Genomic DNA, 15,987 nt, shown 5'->3' with positions numbered 1-15,987 from the left:
GCGGCCTCGAGCCGCCTTCTTTTTTTTTGCTTTTGGATGAATTGCAAGAAATATAGTGACGCGCTTCGCAACATCAACATTGTTTGTTACGCAACTGGTAAGCTGAGTTAAAATATTGTTAAAGCATCTGCAAAGACAGGTGTTGCGCTCATCATTATTAATGATTTCAGGAGTACTGCCTTGGAAAAGGTTTGGCTTTCACGTTATCCCGCAGATGTGCCTGCAGAGATTGATGCAGACCGGTACAGTTCGCTTGTCGAGATGTTCGAGAATGCGGTACTGCGCTATGCCGACCAACCGGCGTTCATCAACATGGGGGAGGTTATGACCTTCCGCAAATTGGAGGAGCGCAGCCGAGCGTTTGCCGCTTATCTGCAAAATGGACTTGGATTGAAGAAGGGGGACCGGGTCGCGCTGATGATGCCCAATCTCCTGCAATATCCCATTGCCCTGTTTGGCATCCTTCGCGCGGGCATGGTGGTAGTGAATGTCAACCCTCTCTATACGCCTCGCGAACTTGAACATCAACTCAATGACAGCGGTGCGAGCGCGATTGTTATCGTCTCGAACTTTGCGCATACCCTGGAGAAAGTTGTCTTTAAAACCCAGGTGAAACACGTCATCCTGACCAGAATGGGCGATCAGCTCTCCGTCGCCAAAGCCACCCTGGTTAATTTTGTCGTCAAATATATCAAACGACTGGTACCGAAATATAACCTTCCCAATGCGATCTCGTTTCGCAGCGCGCTGCATGCTGGTCGTCGGTTGCAGTACGTGAAACCGGATATCATCAATACCGATTTGGCATTTCTGCAATACACCGGAGGCACCACGGGCGTGGCCAAAGGGGCGATGCTGACCCATCGCAATATGCAGGCTAATTTAGCGCAGGCCAAAGCAGCCTATTCCCCGTTACTGATTGATGGCCACGAACTGGTGGTTACTGCGCTGCCGCTTTACCACATTTTTGCCCTGACGGTGAACTGCCTGCTGTTTATTGAAATGGGTGGGCGTAGCCTGCTGATTACCAATCCGCGGGATATCCCGGCACTGGTGAAGGAACTGAGTCGTTACCCCTTTACTGCGATGACCGGGGTGAACACGCTGTTCAATGCGTTGCTCAATAATGAGGATTTCCGTGAACTGGATTTCTCATCGCTGCGTCTCTCCGTCGGGGGCGGGATGTCAGTACAGAAATCAGTGGCGGATAAGTGGGAAAAACTGACGGGTAAACATCTGCTTGAGGGCTACGGTTTAACCGAATGTTCGCCGCTGGTCTCTGGAAATCCTTATGACCTGAAGCATTATAGTGGCAGTATTGGGTTGCCAGTGCCCTCTACTGACATTCGCCTGGTGGATGATGACGGTAAAGATGTCCCTACTGGCCAGCCGGGAGAATTACTGATCCGGGGTCCTCAGGTGATGCTGGGATATTGGCAACGTCCTGAAGCCACTGATGAAGTATTAAAAGATGGCTGGCTCTCGACGGGTGATATCGTTACAGTGGACGAAGTGGGTTTTTTACGTATCGTTGATCGTAAAAAAGATATGATTCTGGTATCGGGATTCAATGTCTATCCCAACGAGATTGAAGAAATAGTCAGTCAGCATGCGAAAGTGTTGGAGTGTGCGGCGATTGGTGTCCCGAATGAGGTATCCGGCGAAGCAGTGAAAATCTGCGTTGTGAAAAAAGATGCCTCATTGACACGAGAAGAGCTACTGGCACATTGTCGTCGTAATCTGACGGGCTATAAAGTACCTAAAATCGTTGAGTTCCGCGAGGAGTTGCCCAAAACCAATGTGGGCAAAATACTGCGCAGGGAACTCAGGGATGAACAGACCAAGCCGAAGCAGGACGCCGCCTGACCGTTGGCAGTACACTATGAATACAACGCCGGTGAAAGCCGGCGTTGTTGCGTTTATCACGGAACAATGACCAAGAGAATGACGTTTTGAATTATCAGTTGATCACTACCAACCCCGGATTGGAACAGTTATGCCAACAGGCTCGTCTCCATTCACGTATAGCCCTGGATACCGAGTTTGTCCGTACCCGCACTTATTATCCTCAGTTGGGTCTGATTCAACTTTTTGATGGTGATAACCTCTCCCTGATTGATCCCCTGGCGATTACGGAATGGCAGCCTTTTCGCGAACTGTTACTGGATCAACAGGTAATAAAGTTTTTGCATGCGGGAAGTGAAGATCTTGAGGTTTTCATTAATGCGTTCAGCGTCATGCCGACTCCCTTGATGGATACACAAGTTCTCGCTGCATTTACGGGGCGACCGCTGTCATGTGGTTTCGCCAAGCTGGTGGCGGAATATTCACAGGTGGAATTGGATAAAAGTGAGTCGCGAACCGATTGGCTGGCACGCCCGCTGAGCACTCGTCAGTGTGATTATGCCGCTGCGGATGTCTGGTATTTACTGCCAATGGCGATTCGTCTCGAGCAGGAGGCGCAGGAAGCCGGTTGGATGGACGCCGCAATTGATGAGTGCCAGGCGCTGTGCCGTCGTCGTAGTGAAGTGCCCGACCCCGAATTGGCCTACCGTGAAATCAATAATGCCTGGCAGTTGCGCACTCGTCAGTTGGCATGTTTGCAGAAGCTGGCCGCGTGGCGTTTGCGCCAGGCGCGCCAACGTGACCTGGCCATCAACTTTGTGGTACGTGAAGAGAATCTTTGGCAGGTCGCCCGTTATCAGCCCACCTCGCTCGCGGAACTGGATACGTTGGGTCTGAGTGGTCCTGAGATTCGCTATCATGGAAAAACGCTGTTGGCGCTGGTCGCTGAAGGTAACGCAGTTCCTGAAGAGGATTTGCCACCACCCATCTCCAACCTGATTGATCAGCCGGGTTATAAGCGTGCATTCAAAGAGATCAAAGCGCTTATTCAGTCGGTCAGTGAGAGTAGTGGCCTGAGCGTTGAGCTGTTGGCTTCACGTCGTCAGATTAACCAATTGCTGAGCTGGCACTGGGGATTGAAAAATAAGGATTCGTCACCTGAGTTAATGAGTGGCTGGCGCGGTAAATTATTAGCTGAAAAATTAACCGATATTTTGCAAGAGTTTTGATATCAAACACGACAGGGTGGGAAAGGAGTGACGGTTTATTACTCCTTGCCATTATCGAAATAAAGGACAAGTTGCCATATCGCTAATAATAATCTTAGCTCATAAAATAACCAGGGTATTTGAGAGGATTCTCATAAGAGAATAAAGCGTAATAGGGAAAAAATAGGATTTAGCTGGATGTATATACAGTTTAATTCGCGATTGTAATAGCAGTTGCCCCCTGCAATAACAGGGGGCAATTAATCCGATAGGCTCATTTAGGTGTTTCTTCCGATTCCGGTAACGTCACATTAAGTTCTAATACCGAAATATCGTCTCCCTTTTGCTCGAACTGCACATGAAGCATTTCGGGATCGATCTGAATATATTTGCAAATTACCGCGAGAATATCACGCTTAAGGTCGGGTAAATAATGGGGCTCACTGTCCCCACGACGACGTTCTGCAACGATAATTTGCAGCCGTTCCTTGGCTATATTGGCTGTCGGTTTTTTGCGGGACAGAAAAAAGTCTAGCAAAGCCATGGTTTATCCCCCAAAAAGGCGTTTCAGGAAACCTTTCTTCTCTTCTTCAATGAAGCGGAAAGGTCGTTCTTCCCCCAGAATACGATCAACAGTGTCTTCGTATGCTTTACCGGCATCGGATTCTTTATCCAGAATAACGGGCTCGCCCTGGTTGGACGCGCGCAGTACAGATTGGTCTTCAGGAATAACACCGACCAGAGGAATTCTAAGAATTTCAAGCACATCTTCCATGCTGAGCATATCACCACGATTCACTCGGCCTGGGTTATAGCGGGTCAGTAACAAATGTTCCTTAATCGGGTCCTGGCCTTTTTCTGCGCGTCGGGATTTTGACGCGAGGATGCCAAGAATACGGTCAGAGTCACGTACCGAGGAGACTTCCGGGTTGGTGGTAATCACCGCTTCATCAGCAAAATAGAGCGCCATCAATGCGCCGCTTTCTATCCCTGCTGGGGAGTCACAGACAACAAATTCGAAATCCATTGTGCCAAGATCGTTCAAAATCTTCTCAACGCCTTCGCGGGTCAGGGCGTCTTTGTCACGGGTCTGGGAGGCGGGAAGAATGAACAGGTTATCAGTACGCTTATCTTTGATCAGCGCCTGATTAAGTGTTGCATCCCCTTGAATTACATTGACAAAATCGTAGACAACCCGACGTTCACATCCCATGATCAGGTCGAGATTACGTAAACCGATATCAAAATCGATAACGACGGTTTTTTTGCCTTTTTGGGCTAATCCGGTAGCAATGGCCGCGCTTGATGTGGTCTTGCCAACGCCCCCTTTACCCGATGTAACAACAATAATGCGTGCCATGAAAAGGATTCCTTGTCAAAAGGGCTTTAGTTTAAAGGTTGTATGGTTAACACGTTATCCTGCAGGCTGAGACGCGCTGCCTGCCCGAGATGTTCGGACGGGATTTGATCGCTCAACCAATACTGCCCTGCGATAGAGACTAGTTCAGCACTCAGATGGGTGCAAAATATCTGACATTGTGCATCACCTGCTGCGCCAGCCAGGGCTCGGCCCCGCATCATTCCATAGATATGAATATTGCCGTCGGCTATCAATTCCGCTCCGGCACTGACACTACTGGTAACTATCAAATCGCTATTGCGAGCATAGATTTGTTGCCCGGAACGGACAGGAGTACTGATAATGCGGGTTTTAGCCGGGACGTTATCTGGCGCAACAGCAGCAGGCGGTTCCGCCGCGCGTCTGTTGCCTCTGCCTTCACTCATCAATGGCAAACCTGCACGGGCTATCGCTCGTTTCTGCCGCTCATCTTTGCATCCGCTGATGCCAACAACACGCAGACCTGCTGAAGCGACAGCCTGTTGGAGATCTTTCCAGTCAACATCACCATTCAGCGATGCGACGTTGATAACAACAGGGGCATTTTTCAAAAAGGCGGGTGCTTGTTCCACCTTTTCTTGTAATGCCAGACGTATTACCTCGGGTTGTGACGAATGTAAATGAACAACCGATAGGGTAAAACTGCTGCCTTTTAGCTCAATTGGCGTTTGTGACATCTATCCTGACTCAGTCTCAGCAACTTTAAATCCCCGGAATACCACTCGGGGTGCGATATTCCGATGTACGATAAGCATGTTATAGTCACAGTTATATCTAGGCAAGCGACTGCCCCAATTAAATAGAGTTAAAAAAATGCTTTGTGTGATCTATCGAAGTCCCAAACGTGATCAAACTTATCTTTATGTCGAAAAAAGAGACGATTTCACTCGTGTGCCAGAAGAGCTGATAAAAAGTTTCGGTCAGCCGCAGTTTTCAATGATGCTCAATCTGAACAATCGCAACAAATTGGCAACGGCAGATATAGATAAAGTAAGAGAAGCCCTAACAGGGCAGGGGTATTATCTGCAAGTCCCTCCGCCACCAGAAAGTTTATTGCAAATGCATCTCGATATTCAGCGGAAATAGTTAACGCTCAATGTTGCACTACACCCGATTTACGTCCTCGATCAAATGTTCCGGGCCGAGGTTTTGTAAATCTAGGGTCTTGTAAATCAAGAGTCCTGTAAATCGAGGGTTTTGTAAATCAAGAGTTTTGTAAATCGCCCGGCTGTTTCTTGCGCTCAACGTTTGGCTGCGCCACGCTAATCAGGTGTGAGGAACGATCATGTTGATAAAACCATCATATTGATAAAAGGTAGAGATTGATGAAGTTGTCCGCTGTAACCATTTTTGTCGTCACGACACTTCTGGCAGGTTGCGCCAGCAGTAATCAGGATGCGCCCAAAGCGACAAAACAGGCAGGTACCGCGACGCCGTCTACGGCACCTGCTGCGCCCACCACCACGCTGGCCACTGAAGGTCGGGACCCGGCGGAATTCCCGGGGTATGTGGAACAATTGAAGCAGCAGGCGCGCAGTCAGGGAATTGACGACTCCACGATAAACGTCGCATTTGCCAATGTGCATTTTGTTGATCGGGTCATTAAATCGGATCGCAATCAGCTTGAGAAAAAAATCACGCTTGATGATTACCTCACCCGCGTTCTCCCTGCCTGGAAGATTAAGCAGGGCCAGGACATGTACCAGCAATACCAGACGCAATTAATGCCTATCAGCGAACGCTATGGTGTTCCTGCGCAGTACATTGTCGCCTTATGGGGTATGGAGAGCAGCTTCGGCAAGATTCAGGGCAAAGAAGATGTGATATCAGCACTGTCAACGCTGGCCTTTGAAGGTCGTCGCGAGGCATTCTTTACCAAAGAGCTGATGGCGGCGCTGAAAATCATTCAGCAAGGACATGTTCAAGCCGATCAAATGAAGGGCTCCTGGGCCGGGGCGATGGGCCAATCGCAGTTTATGCCGACCTCGTTCCTCAACTATGGCTCAGATGGTGATGGCGACGGTAAAATTGATATATGGACCAATGTCAGCGACGTCTTTGCTTCAACGGCCAATTATCTGTCAACCGAAGGCTGGAAGGCCGGACAGGGATGGGGACAGGAAGTTAAACTTCCGTCAGGTTTCCAACCTGAACAGGCCGGGTTGAAAGATGCCCAGGCAAAAACGGTAGACCAATGGCGTCAGGCGGGTGTTCTGCAAACTGACGGCACCGCTCTGGCTTCCGCTACCACGCGTGCATGGATTATTATGCCAGATGATGCGCAGGGGCGCGCATTTATGGTGTATGACAATTTCCGCACCATCATGCATTGGAATCGCTCATATTACTTTGCTATCAGTATCGGTATGATGGCTGATGGCATTACGCAATAAGCAGGAGATGCGGTATGTATCAACATAGAGACTGGCAGGGTTCTTTACTTGATTTCCCGGTAAGCAAAGTGGTGTGCGTCGGCAGCAATTACGCGGATCATATCAAAGAGATGGGAAGCAAGGTGTCGGCAGAACCGGTTCTGTTTATCAAACCTGAGACGGCGTTGTGCGATATCCGTCAGCCGATTGCTATTCCGCGGGATTTTGGTTCGGTTCACCACGAAGTGGAACTGGCCGTTCTTATCGGTACCGCACTCAAACAGGCCAGCGAAGACCGCGTTGCCCGGGCGATTGCCGGGTACGGTGTCGCGTTGGATTTGACGCTGCGCGATCTGCAAACGGATTTCAAGAAAGCCGGGCAGCCGTGGGAAAAAGCCAAGGGATTTGATGGTTCATGCCCAATCTCGGGTTTTATCCCGGTCGCTGAATTTGGCGATGCGCAGCAAGCAGAACTGGCGTTGAGCGTGAACGGTGAAAACCGGCAGCAGGGCAATACCCGGGATATGATTACCGCGATTTTGCCGCTGATCAGCTATATGAGCCGTTTTTTCACACTACGACCTGGCGACATTATACTTACCGGTACACCACAGGGCGTAGGTCCAATGGCAGTTGGAGATACGCTGGAAGTGTCGATCAATGGTAAAACGCTCACGACGCGAGTTATCTGAATCTTCCCGTGCCCGCGTGTTGTTCAATCGGGCACGGCACTTGCATCTGTGAGCCAAAGCGTCTATACAGTCTGCGAATTTTTAATTAACCCGGATTACGCCTATGTCACAGTCACTCTCTGAATCACCCCTTGCTTTCTGGCAGTATAAAAAGCTGGAAGAAATGACCGATGATGAATGGGAATCATTGTGCGACGGATGCGGGCAATGCTGCTTACACAAACTGATTGATGAGGACACGGATGAGATTTATTTCACCAACGTTGCCTGCAATCAGTTGAACATTAAATCCTGCCAGTGCCGCAACTACGATCGCCGTTTCGAGCTGGAAGAGGATTGCATCAAGCTCACGCGTGAGAATCTGACTACGTTTGACTGGCTGCCACCTACGTGTGCTTATCGCCTGATTGGGGAAGGGCGCGAGCTTTATTCCTGGCATCCACTCTTGGCCGGTTCAAAAGCCGCCATGCACGGTGAGCGCATTACGGTTCGGCATATCGCTGTGCGTGAAAGTGACGTGGTAGATTGGCAAGATCACATCCTGAATAAGCCGACGTGGGCGAGGTAATTGGACGTAGTTGGATGTGGGATAGAAAACGAATGAGGTCTTTCGCCACCTCACTCGTAAACCACATTCACACACCGCTGTTGTTAACGTGGTAAAGCAGACTCAAAAGAGTCCATCAGCGTAACCTTGCAATTTTCTCTTTGGAACGCATTAATCTGTGGCACCAATCGCGTGAAGTGTTCCGTCTGGCAATGGATATCCAACGCGGCTCTATCAGGCCATTCCTCAATAAAAATAAAGTGCCCCGGATCTTGCTGATCAATAAATAGATCATAAGAAATACAAAGAGCTTCCTTTTTGGTTTTTTCGACCAACTCTTTATATAGCGGCATTACATCTGCAATATGTTGCAACTTTATAAAATCCTGCGCGATAACTTTTAACATACCTGATATTTCCTCATGGTCTCTGGATTCTTCACATTACTTTCGATGTTTCGAAACAAAAACGGCGCCAATTTGGCGCCGTTGAGAAATATTTTAATCGTGATTAACGACCGAACAGGTCACGTCTTTTCGGGCGAACAAACTGCGCGAACAGAACCAGAATCGCCACCAGAAGATAGGCCGCGAAAATTACCAGTAACCACTGCGGCATACCGAGAGTCAGGAATTCCCATTGTTTCTCTGCGCAATCGCCTGAAGCGAGAAACACAGCCGGGAACCATTTATCCAAAGGTAACCAGGTAGGGAAGCGGGCAGCGAAATCACAGGTCGCAAACGGCGAAGGATGGAGCTGGATCATGGTGTGATCCCATGCCAGGCGTAAGCCTTCCCATGCACTGTAAATCCACAGCAGAATTGCCATGTAACGTAAGGGTGTAGACGGAGCCAGCGCACCCACAATCGCTGCACCCAGGACGCCGAAGAGGGCAGCCCGTTCATAAATACACATCACGCACGGCTGCAACAACATAACGTGTTGGAAATAGAGCGCAACGAGTTCGAATGCCAACGCAGTCAGGGCCAGTAACACCCAAGCACCGCGCCCCTTCGAGCAACGGTTAAGGAATTGCAACATATCATTTTTTTCCATGCAGTAATCTACTGGATTCGCAGTGTAAACCAATTCGTCAGCGCTGCCAGCCAGTTCTCATTAAAATAAGATAAAAAGTACCAAGAATCCTCGCTTACCAGCACGTCATGCAGGTAATTTGTCTTTACCAGCGAAACCTGTCAGTACGGTATTCCGACAGCAAATGCCCGGTCTGGTGACAAGATATCTTATTCCGCTTGAATCTTGCGAATTCCCCCAATAAACGTCAACGCTTATTCTCAGACTATTCGCATAAAAAACAGTTTGTTATAACAACATTTTATCATGTGCGATATCATTATACTGCCTTTTTTTATAGGGTTTCTGAGTAAAGTTGCTGAATTTTTGCAAAGCTATGCACAGTTTGTCTATTTGGCGCAGCTTGACGCTATATCATGCCGGATTCGTCTGGTATGATGAGCTCATTACTATTGCTAAAAATGCTGCTACGGAACGTTCAAAACATGGTTATCAAGGCGCAAAGTCCTGCCGGTTTCGCGGAAGAATATATTATTGAAAGTATCTGGAATAGCCGCTTCCCTCCTGGCTCAATTTTGCCCGCGGAAAGAGAACTTTCCGAGCTTATCGGAGTAACACGCACCACGTTGCGTGAAGTGCTGCAACGTCTGGCTCGCGATGGCTGGTTGACGATTCAACACGGTAAACCAACCAAAGTGAACAACTTCTGGGAGACGTCGGGCCTGAGCATTCTTGAAACGCTGGCTCGACTTGATCACGACAGCGTGCCGCAACTGATCGATAATTTGCTGGCGGTCAGAACCAACATTGCTTCGATCTTCATTCGTACCGCCATGCGCAATCATCCTGAGAAAACCCAGGAAGTTCTGGCCCAGGCGGCAGGTTCGATTGACGATCAAGCCGATGCCTTTACCGATCTCGATTATGGTATTTTCCGTGGATTGGCTTTCGCTTCAGGGAATCCGATTTATGGTCTGATTCTGAATGGCTTGAAAGGTCTTTATACCCGCGTTGGACGCTACTATTTTTCCAATCCTGAAGCACGCAAATTAGCGTTGAGTTTCTACAGTAAATTGTCGATCATTTGTCACGATAAACTGTACGATCAGGTGGTGGAATGCGTACGCACTTACGGGAAGGACAGCGGGGCGATTTGGCAAACTATGCAAGGCACCATGCCGAGTGATTTGGCGGATGCCCGCCGATAATCTGGCGCTACTCTTGCTATTGTTAGCTGTGAATAGCAGTTGCAATGACCATTGCTTGCAGTGAATAGCGGTTACTTCGAATCGGTTATAGCACGTATAAGTCTACAAATATGAAAGGCGTGGTGCGCGAAACGCACCACGCTCCCCTTAAACGACAGGTCTTGCAATCACACTCCGTGTTTCCATCCGCACTTCCGCGATCGTCACCTGAATAACGTCACTCTGGCTGTAAACCACTTCGCCTTTCACCTGAACCGTACCCGTTTCCTGGCTGCATACCAGTTCGTCACGCACTGCATGAATAAACGGTGCAGGAATAAAGGCCACAGCACCATTGTCCAGCAAACGAACGCGCAGACCGCCGCGAGTAACGTCAATGATTTCCGCTGTGAAGCGTTCATCAGTGCCGACTTTGTCTTTCAGGTAACGCGAATAGAGCCAGTCACCCACGTCGCGTTCGGCCATGCGATTGAAGCGGCGGCGATCGGTCAGTTGCAGGGTCATGTCGTCCTGCGGTTTCTTGGCACTCTGACCGCTCACAATCGCTTTCAACAGACGATGGTTTACCATATCGCCGTATTTACGGATTGGTGAGGTCCAGGTCGCATAAGCTTCCAGTCCCAGACCAAAGTGTGGGCCAGGTGTGGTACTGATTTCAGCATAGGTCTGGAACCGACGGATACGGCTGTCGAGGAATTGCGTTGGCTGGGAATCAAGTTTACGACGCAACTCGCAGAAACCGGGCAGGGTCAGCAGATGTGCTGCATCGGCTTCAATACCATGGGTCTGTAACACCGTAACCGCCTGATCCACGAGCGCAGGATCAAAGCCCGTATGGACGTTGTAGACGCCAAAACCAAGGCGATCCCGCAGTACCAGCGCAGCGCAGACGTTGGCAGCAATCATGCACTCTTCCACAATACGGTTGGCGATGCGACGCTGTTCAACCACGATATCCAGAACGTTGCCTTTTTCACCCAATACAAAGCGGTAATCAGGGCGATCCTTGAATACCAATGCATTCTGATGGCGCCATTGGTTGCGCGAATCACACACGCGTTTCAGCAGGCGAATCTGGTTGGCAATTGCCTCATTCTGCGGTTGCCAGGTGCTTTCACCTTCCAACCAGTCAGAAACCTCGTCATACACCAATTTTGCCTTTGACTCGATCCACGCAGCGAAGAAATTGATATCGCTACCCAATGCACCATCAACGTCAATATTGACCCGACATGCCAGAACCGGGCGACGAACATCAGGGCGCAACGAGCAGAGGTCATCAGAAAGATCGCGCGGCAACATGGGAATATTGAAGCCAGGCAGGTAATTGGTAAATGCACGAATGCGGGCAATATTATCGATTTCACTGCCCTCAGCCACATAGGCTGTAGGATCGGCAATGGCGATTGTCAGTTGCAGGGAACCGTCAGCATTTTCCTGCACAAAAAGTGCATCATCCATGTCTTCGGTACTGGCACTGTCGATGGTAACGAAGGCGAGGTCAGTCAGATCCTCACGCTCCAGACCTTGTTCCAGCAACTCACCAATGGCCGCCACGGGCGCTTCACGCTCAAGATTATGACGCGCCAGCGTTACCCACCATGGGGCAAAATCATCATCAGCATAAGTGATATAACCGGTCAGATCCGCGTTGAAGTTGCGATCGCCTTTCAACGGGTGACGACGCATCTCGGCAATTGCCCAATCCCCGTCACTGAACTCATGTGTCACATCGCGCGCAGGGCGGCACTGGATTGAGTCTTTCAGCAATGGATGATCGGGAATAATCGACAGACGATCGTCTTTCTTCTGCACCCGCCCAACAAAGCGCGACAGGAAAGGCTCGACCAGAGTTTCTGGCTCGGCAACTTCGCGATCTTTCTCGGTATGGATAGTTGCGACGACACGGTCGCCATGCATGACTTTTTTCATGTACGGCGGCGGGATAAAATAACTTTTTTGCCCGTCTACCTCAAGAAAGCCAAAGCCTTTCTCAGTCCCTTTGACCACGCCTTCTGCGCGAGGGGTTTGAGAGTGAAGTTGCTGTTTTAGCTGCGCGAGCAGCGGGTTATCTTGAAACATATCGTCCAGGGAGTGGGGTTAAATGTGGCTGGATTAGCGGCTGACAGTTTTACGCGAATCAGTCCCCACGAGCAAGCAGCATCTGACAGTTTGCCATTTATCCGTGTTAAAAACGGGTCTTCTGGCAGAGGCTGTCAAAAGCCATAAATGTTTGGCGGAAAGGGCAAATCCTCTCCGCCATTTACCACCAACGCGCAGGCGCAGTGGCTTCAGGCAATGCGTTGCGAGTCGGTTTGTTCGCAGCGCCGGATGACCACAGGTATCGATTTGGATGTCGGGGTATGCGTCTCGTCACCAAAACTGGACAGGGGTACCAGCGGGTTGGTTTCTGGATAATAAGCCGCCAGATTTCCCCGGGGAATGGCGTAGCTGACTAACTTGAACCCGGACACTTTGCGGATCACCCCGTCATTCCACAGCGTTTCAATTTCGACCAATTCCCCCTCGTTTAGCCCCAGTGCGGACATATCGTCGGGATGGATAAACAGCACTTCACGCTGACCATAAACACCGCGATAGCGATCGTCCAGACCATAAATAGTGGTGTTGTATTGATCGTGCGAACGCAGGGTTTGCAGAGTGAAGGGCGCTTGCTGACCATTCATGTGCGGAATAACAAATTCAGGTAATGCGGCATGGCTGAAGTTTGCTTTGCCATTTGGCGTCGAGAATCGTAACTCGGCTGCCGCATTGCCCAGATAAAATCCCCCTGGTATGTCGCAGCGTTGATTGAAATGGGTGAAACCGGGAATAGTGGCTTCGATATGATCGCGAATCAGGTGGTAATCATCGGCCAGTTCCAGCCAATCGAGGTGTTCATCGCCCAACACGGCATGGGCGATTCCAGCGACAATCGCCGTTTCGGAACGCTGCTCATCGGAGATCGGTTTGCCGACGCCTTCAGAGGCATGCACCATGCTGAAGGAGTCCTCAACGGTAATAAATTGTGAACCTGATGCCTGCATATCGAGTTCGGTGCGCCCCAGCGTAGGCAGTATCAGCGCTTCTTTACCGGTGATCAAATGGCTGCGATTCAGTTTCGTGCTGATGTGTACGGTCAAGTCACAGCATCGTAACGCACGCGCAGTGCGTTCGGTATCCGGTGCCGCTGCTGCCAGATTACCGCCCAGAGCCAGCAGGACTTTTACTTCGCCACGCAGCATGGCTTCCAGTGCTTCTACAGTGTTATGGCCTGGTACGCGTGGTGGCGTGAAATTGAAGTGTTTTGCCAGATTATCCAGGAACTTCGCCGGTGGTTTTTCATCAATACCCATAGTGCGATTGCCCTGAACATTGCTGTGACCGCGCACCGGGCACAGGCCGGCTCCGGGTTTGCCCAACTGACCAAATAGCAATTGCAGATTAGTGATTTCACGCACGGTGGCAACCGAATGCTTATGCTGGGTAATTCCCATCGCCCAGGTGCAAATCACCCGCCCGGCATGTTGATAGATTGCCGCCGCCTGACGTAACTGAATTTCACTCAGCCCGGATTGCCGGACGATATGTTCCCATCGCGTTGCATCAACGGCCGCCAGATACTCGTCAAGCCCTGCGCAATGTTCAGCGATAAAAGCATCGTCAAACAAGCCGGGTTTATCTGAGGCGATGTTCAGGCGATGATTTTCCAAAAGTGCTTTTACCATGCCCCGGACAGCGGCCATATCCCCGCCGAGATTGGGTTGAAAATAGGCGCAACTGATTTGACCGGATTTGCTGGTAAGCATGTCAATAGGATTCTGCGGATCGGCAAAACGCTCCAGCCCGCGTTCACGAAGCGTATTGAAACTGACGATTTTGGCTCCGCGGTCGGCCGCATGGCGCAGGCTATGCAGCATACGCGGATGATTGGTACCCGGATTTTGCCCGAAGACAAATATGGCGTCCGCCTTTTCGAAATCCTCCAGGTGAATGGTACCTTTGCCCACGCCAATGCTCTGTTTCAGACCGACTCCACTGGCCTCATGACACATATTTGAACAATCGGGAAAGTTATTGGTGCCCAGCATGCGACCAAAAAGTTGGTACAGATACGACGATTCGTTACTGGCCCGGCCTGAGGTGTAGAGTTCAAGCTGGTTTGGATCGGCAAGGCCATTGATATGGCTGGCAATCAAGGAGAACGCTTCATTCCAGGTGATGGGTTGATAGCGATCGACTACGCTGTTATAGCGCATTGGCTGCGTTAAGCGGCCTTGATATTCAAGGAAGTAGTCGCTCTGTTGCCGCAGCGTCGTCACACTGTGCTGATGAAAAAATTCAGGTTCGACGGCTTTACGCGTGGCTTCCCAGCTTACGGCTTTGGCACCGTTTTCGCAGAAACTGAAAGTGCTATGATTATCATCGCCCCATGCGCAGCCGGGGCAATCAAAGCCGCGACCCTTGTTGACGCGCAATAGGTTACGCAAGTTGCTGAGTGTTTTTTTACTGTCGAGGACATAGCGGGTTGTGGCTTCCAGTGAACCCCAACCTCCCGCTGCGCCGCTGTACGGTTTGATAGATGGTTTGAATTTCATAATGGTTATCTGCAGGTGATAATTATTTCTAATGGGTAAACGCTTTTTTGTGCGTTTTAATGATTTATGTCACAAGTTTAGGGGTGCCAGGTGGTTACGTCTAATCGAATATCACCATGGTGAGAGAGAAGAGACTAATCGCTGTACCTGAAATCGACAGTTATCTGCCAGTAGAGGAGAAAAAATGAGCATCAAAACTGTGCAATTTCCTGATGGAACGCAGGTACCCGCCATTGGTCAGGGAACCTGGTATATGGGGGAAAGGAAGAGCGACACTGCCGCTGAAGTTCGCGCGTTGCAGCAGGGGTTGGATCTGGGATTGACCTTGATTGATACTGCGGAGATGTATGCAGAGGGTGGCGCAGAGGAGGTGGTGGGTCAGGCGATACAAGGCAGGCGCGAAGACGTGTATCTGGTCTCGAAAGTCTATCCACACCATGCCGGAGGGCAAAAGGCGGTACGAGCCTGTGAGCAGAGTCTGAAACGGTTACAAACCGATCGTATAGATCTTTATCTGCTGCATTGGCGTGGTTCCATTCCGTTCGAAGAGACGATCTCCGCGATGGAATCTTTACAGCAAGCCGGAAAAATCGCTCGCTGGGGAGTCTCCAATCTTGATAAAGAAGAGCTTCAGATGCTCTGGTCACTGCCAGGGGGCGATAAATGCATGACTGACCAAGTGCTTTATCACGCGGCCTCCAGAGGGATTGAATACGATCTGTTGCCGTGGTGCCGCGAACGCAACGTGCCGGTCATGGCGTATTGTCCATTGGCGCAGGCGGGTACACTTCGGCATAACGTCTTGGGTAATCACGTTATTACTTTACTGGCCGAACAGCGTGGCGTTACACCGTCACAAATTGCCCTGGCATGGGTGATTCGACAACAAGGCGTTATTGCCATTCCGAAAGCGGTGCAATCAGTGCATGTTCAACAAAATGCCGCCGCATTGACGCTTGAGCTCAGTGAAGAGGAATTGCGTCAGATAGACCGTGCTTTTCCCGCACCGCGAGGCAAAACAGCGCTGGATATTGTTTAGTACTGAATACGGTTTAAGGCAACGTGGTTTATCTTTTGGCTTTG

Annotated in this window: 15 protein-coding genes; 8 read left to right on the top strand and 7 right to left on the bottom strand. The window is 50.1% G+C overall.

The window, feature by feature from the left end; all coding sequences use genetic code 11:
* The first annotated feature begins 180 nt into the window (after positions 1-180).
* Positions 181-1,866: a long-chain-fatty-acid--CoA ligase FadD gene (gene fadD / locus DRI82_RS17040; RefSeq protein WP_114195106.1), complete on the top strand. Its 1,686-nt coding sequence runs from the start codon at positions 181-183 to the stop codon at positions 1,864-1,866.
* A gap of 86 nt (positions 1,867-1,952) precedes the next feature.
* A complete protein-coding gene (rnd, locus tag DRI82_RS17035; RefSeq protein ID WP_114195105.1) occupies positions 1,953-3,074 on the top strand; it encodes a ribonuclease D in 1,122 nt (373 codons plus the stop codon).
* Between the two features lie 253 nt (positions 3,075-3,327).
* On the opposite strand, the gene minE is transcribed toward rnd, so the two are convergent.
* The 3 genes from minE to minC are packed head-to-tail and all read right to left on the bottom strand — an operon-like array spanning position 3,328 to position 5,129.
* The gene (gene minE, locus DRI82_RS17030) at positions 3,328-3,597 is read right to left on the bottom strand and encodes a cell division topological specificity factor MinE (protein ID WP_114195104.1); all 270 of its coding nucleotides are present in this window, start codon (positions 3,595-3,597) and stop codon (positions 3,328-3,330) included.
* Between the two features lie 3 nt (positions 3,598-3,600).
* Positions 3,601-4,413 carry a septum site-determining protein MinD gene (gene minD / locus DRI82_RS17025; RefSeq protein WP_114195103.1) on the bottom strand — a complete coding sequence of 271 codons (813 nt, stop codon included), beginning with the start codon at positions 4,411-4,413 and terminating at the stop codon, positions 3,601-3,603.
* Positions 4,414-4,439: 26 nt separating this feature from the next.
* A complete protein-coding gene (minC, locus tag DRI82_RS17020) occupies positions 4,440-5,129 on the bottom strand; it encodes a septum site-determining protein MinC (protein ID WP_114195102.1) in 690 nt (229 codons plus the stop codon).
* 136 nt (positions 5,130-5,265) lie between these two features.
* On the opposite strand from minC, the gene DRI82_RS17015 reads away from it, so the two are divergent.
* The 4 genes from DRI82_RS17015 to DRI82_RS16995 all read left to right on the top strand — a co-directional run bounded on the left by DRI82_RS17015 (position 5,266) and on the right by DRI82_RS16995 (position 8,084).
* Entirely contained in the window at positions 5,266-5,538 is a 273-nt protein-coding gene (locus tag DRI82_RS17015) for a YcgL domain-containing protein (RefSeq protein WP_114195101.1), read from the top strand.
* Between the two features lie 239 nt (positions 5,539-5,777).
* Entirely contained in the window at positions 5,778-6,845 is a 1,068-nt protein-coding gene (locus DRI82_RS17005) for a lytic murein transglycosylase (RefSeq protein ID WP_114195100.1), read from the top strand.
* A 14-nt stretch (positions 6,846-6,859) separates the two neighbouring features.
* Positions 6,860-7,516, top strand: a complete 657-nt coding sequence (locus DRI82_RS17000; protein ID WP_114195099.1) for a fumarylacetoacetate hydrolase family protein — start codon at positions 6,860-6,862, stop codon at positions 7,514-7,516.
* A 103-nt stretch (positions 7,517-7,619) separates the two neighbouring features.
* Positions 7,620-8,084, top strand: coding sequence for a YcgN family cysteine cluster protein (locus DRI82_RS16995; RefSeq protein WP_114195098.1), 465 nt, complete (start codon positions 7,620-7,622; stop codon positions 8,082-8,084).
* Positions 8,085-8,167: 83 nt separating this feature from the next.
* Here DRI82_RS16995 and DRI82_RS16990 read toward each other — a convergent pair whose 3' ends face one another.
* Both DRI82_RS16990 and dsbB read right to left on the bottom strand, forming a co-directional pair.
* Positions 8,168-8,470 carry a putative quinol monooxygenase gene (locus DRI82_RS16990; protein ID WP_114195097.1) on the bottom strand — a complete coding sequence of 101 codons (303 nt, stop codon included), beginning with the start codon at positions 8,468-8,470 and terminating at the stop codon, positions 8,168-8,170.
* 103 nt (positions 8,471-8,573) lie between these two features.
* Positions 8,574-9,104: a disulfide bond formation protein DsbB gene (gene dsbB, locus DRI82_RS16985; protein ID WP_114195152.1), complete on the bottom strand. Its 531-nt coding sequence runs from the start codon at positions 9,102-9,104 to the stop codon at positions 8,574-8,576.
* A 479-nt stretch (positions 9,105-9,583) separates the two neighbouring features.
* Between dsbB and fadR the strand changes: the two genes are divergently transcribed.
* Positions 9,584-10,306: a fatty acid metabolism transcriptional regulator FadR gene (gene fadR / locus DRI82_RS16980; protein WP_114195096.1), complete on the top strand. Its 723-nt coding sequence runs from the start codon at positions 9,584-9,586 to the stop codon at positions 10,304-10,306.
* A 147-nt stretch (positions 10,307-10,453) separates the two neighbouring features.
* Here the strand turns inward: fadR and DRI82_RS16975 are convergent, their stop codons facing one another.
* On the bottom strand, positions 10,454-12,388 hold the full coding sequence (locus tag DRI82_RS16975; RefSeq protein WP_114195095.1) for an exoribonuclease II: 1,935 nt from the start codon (positions 12,386-12,388) through the stop codon (positions 10,454-10,456).
* 209 nt (positions 12,389-12,597) lie between these two features.
* Positions 12,598-14,904 (bottom strand): FdhF/YdeP family oxidoreductase, encoded by a 2,307-nt coding sequence (locus DRI82_RS16970; protein ID WP_114195094.1) that lies wholly within the window; start codon positions 14,902-14,904, stop codon positions 12,598-12,600.
* Positions 14,905-15,088: 184 nt separating this feature from the next.
* On the opposite strand from DRI82_RS16970, the gene DRI82_RS16965 reads away from it, so the two are divergent.
* Positions 15,089-15,943 carry an aldo/keto reductase gene (locus tag DRI82_RS16965; RefSeq protein WP_114195093.1) on the top strand — a complete coding sequence of 285 codons (855 nt, stop codon included), beginning with the start codon at positions 15,089-15,091 and terminating at the stop codon, positions 15,941-15,943.
* Positions 15,944-15,987 lie beyond the last annotated feature (44 nt).

Origin of the sequence: Edaphovirga cremea (assembly GCF_003332275.1) — a bacterium.
GTDB lineage: Bacteria > Pseudomonadota > Gammaproteobacteria > Enterobacterales > Enterobacteriaceae > Edaphovirga > Edaphovirga cremea.
This window is presented reverse-complemented; position numbering and strand designations above follow the sequence as displayed.

Coding starts and splice junctions, on each gene's coding strand:
- DRI82_RS16995 (WP_114195098.1), top strand. CDS start 7,620: ATGTCACAGTCACTCTCTGAATCACCCCTTGCTTTCTGGCAGTATAAA.
- DRI82_RS16965 (WP_114195093.1), top strand. CDS start 15,089: ATGAGCATCAAAACTGTGCAATTTCCTGATGGAACGCAGGTACCCGCC.
- DRI82_RS16970 (WP_114195094.1), bottom strand. CDS start 14,904: ATGAAATTCAAACCATCTATCAAACCGTACAGCGGCGCAGCGGGAGGT.
- DRI82_RS17000 (WP_114195099.1), top strand. CDS start 6,860: ATGTATCAACATAGAGACTGGCAGGGTTCTTTACTTGATTTCCCGGTA.
- fadR (WP_114195096.1), top strand. CDS start 9,584: ATGGTTATCAAGGCGCAAAGTCCTGCCGGTTTCGCGGAAGAATATATT.
- minC (WP_114195102.1), bottom strand. CDS start 5,129: ATGTCACAAACGCCAATTGAGCTAAAAGGCAGCAGTTTTACCCTATCG.
- DRI82_RS17015 (WP_114195101.1), top strand. CDS start 5,266: ATGCTTTGTGTGATCTATCGAAGTCCCAAACGTGATCAAACTTATCTT.
- DRI82_RS16975 (WP_114195095.1), bottom strand. CDS start 12,388: ATGTTTCAAGATAACCCGCTGCTCGCGCAGCTAAAACAGCAACTTCAC.
- minE (WP_114195104.1), bottom strand. CDS start 3,597: ATGGCTTTGCTAGACTTTTTTCTGTCCCGCAAAAAACCGACAGCCAAT.
- minD (WP_114195103.1), bottom strand. CDS start 4,413: ATGGCACGCATTATTGTTGTTACATCGGGTAAAGGGGGCGTTGGCAAG.
- DRI82_RS16990 (WP_114195097.1), bottom strand. CDS start 8,470: ATGTTAAAAGTTATCGCGCAGGATTTTATAAAGTTGCAACATATTGCA.
- dsbB (WP_114195152.1), bottom strand. CDS start 9,104: ATGTTGCAATTCCTTAACCGTTGCTCGAAGGGGCGCGGTGCTTGGGTG.
- DRI82_RS17005 (WP_114195100.1), top strand. CDS start 5,778: ATGAAGTTGTCCGCTGTAACCATTTTTGTCGTCACGACACTTCTGGCA.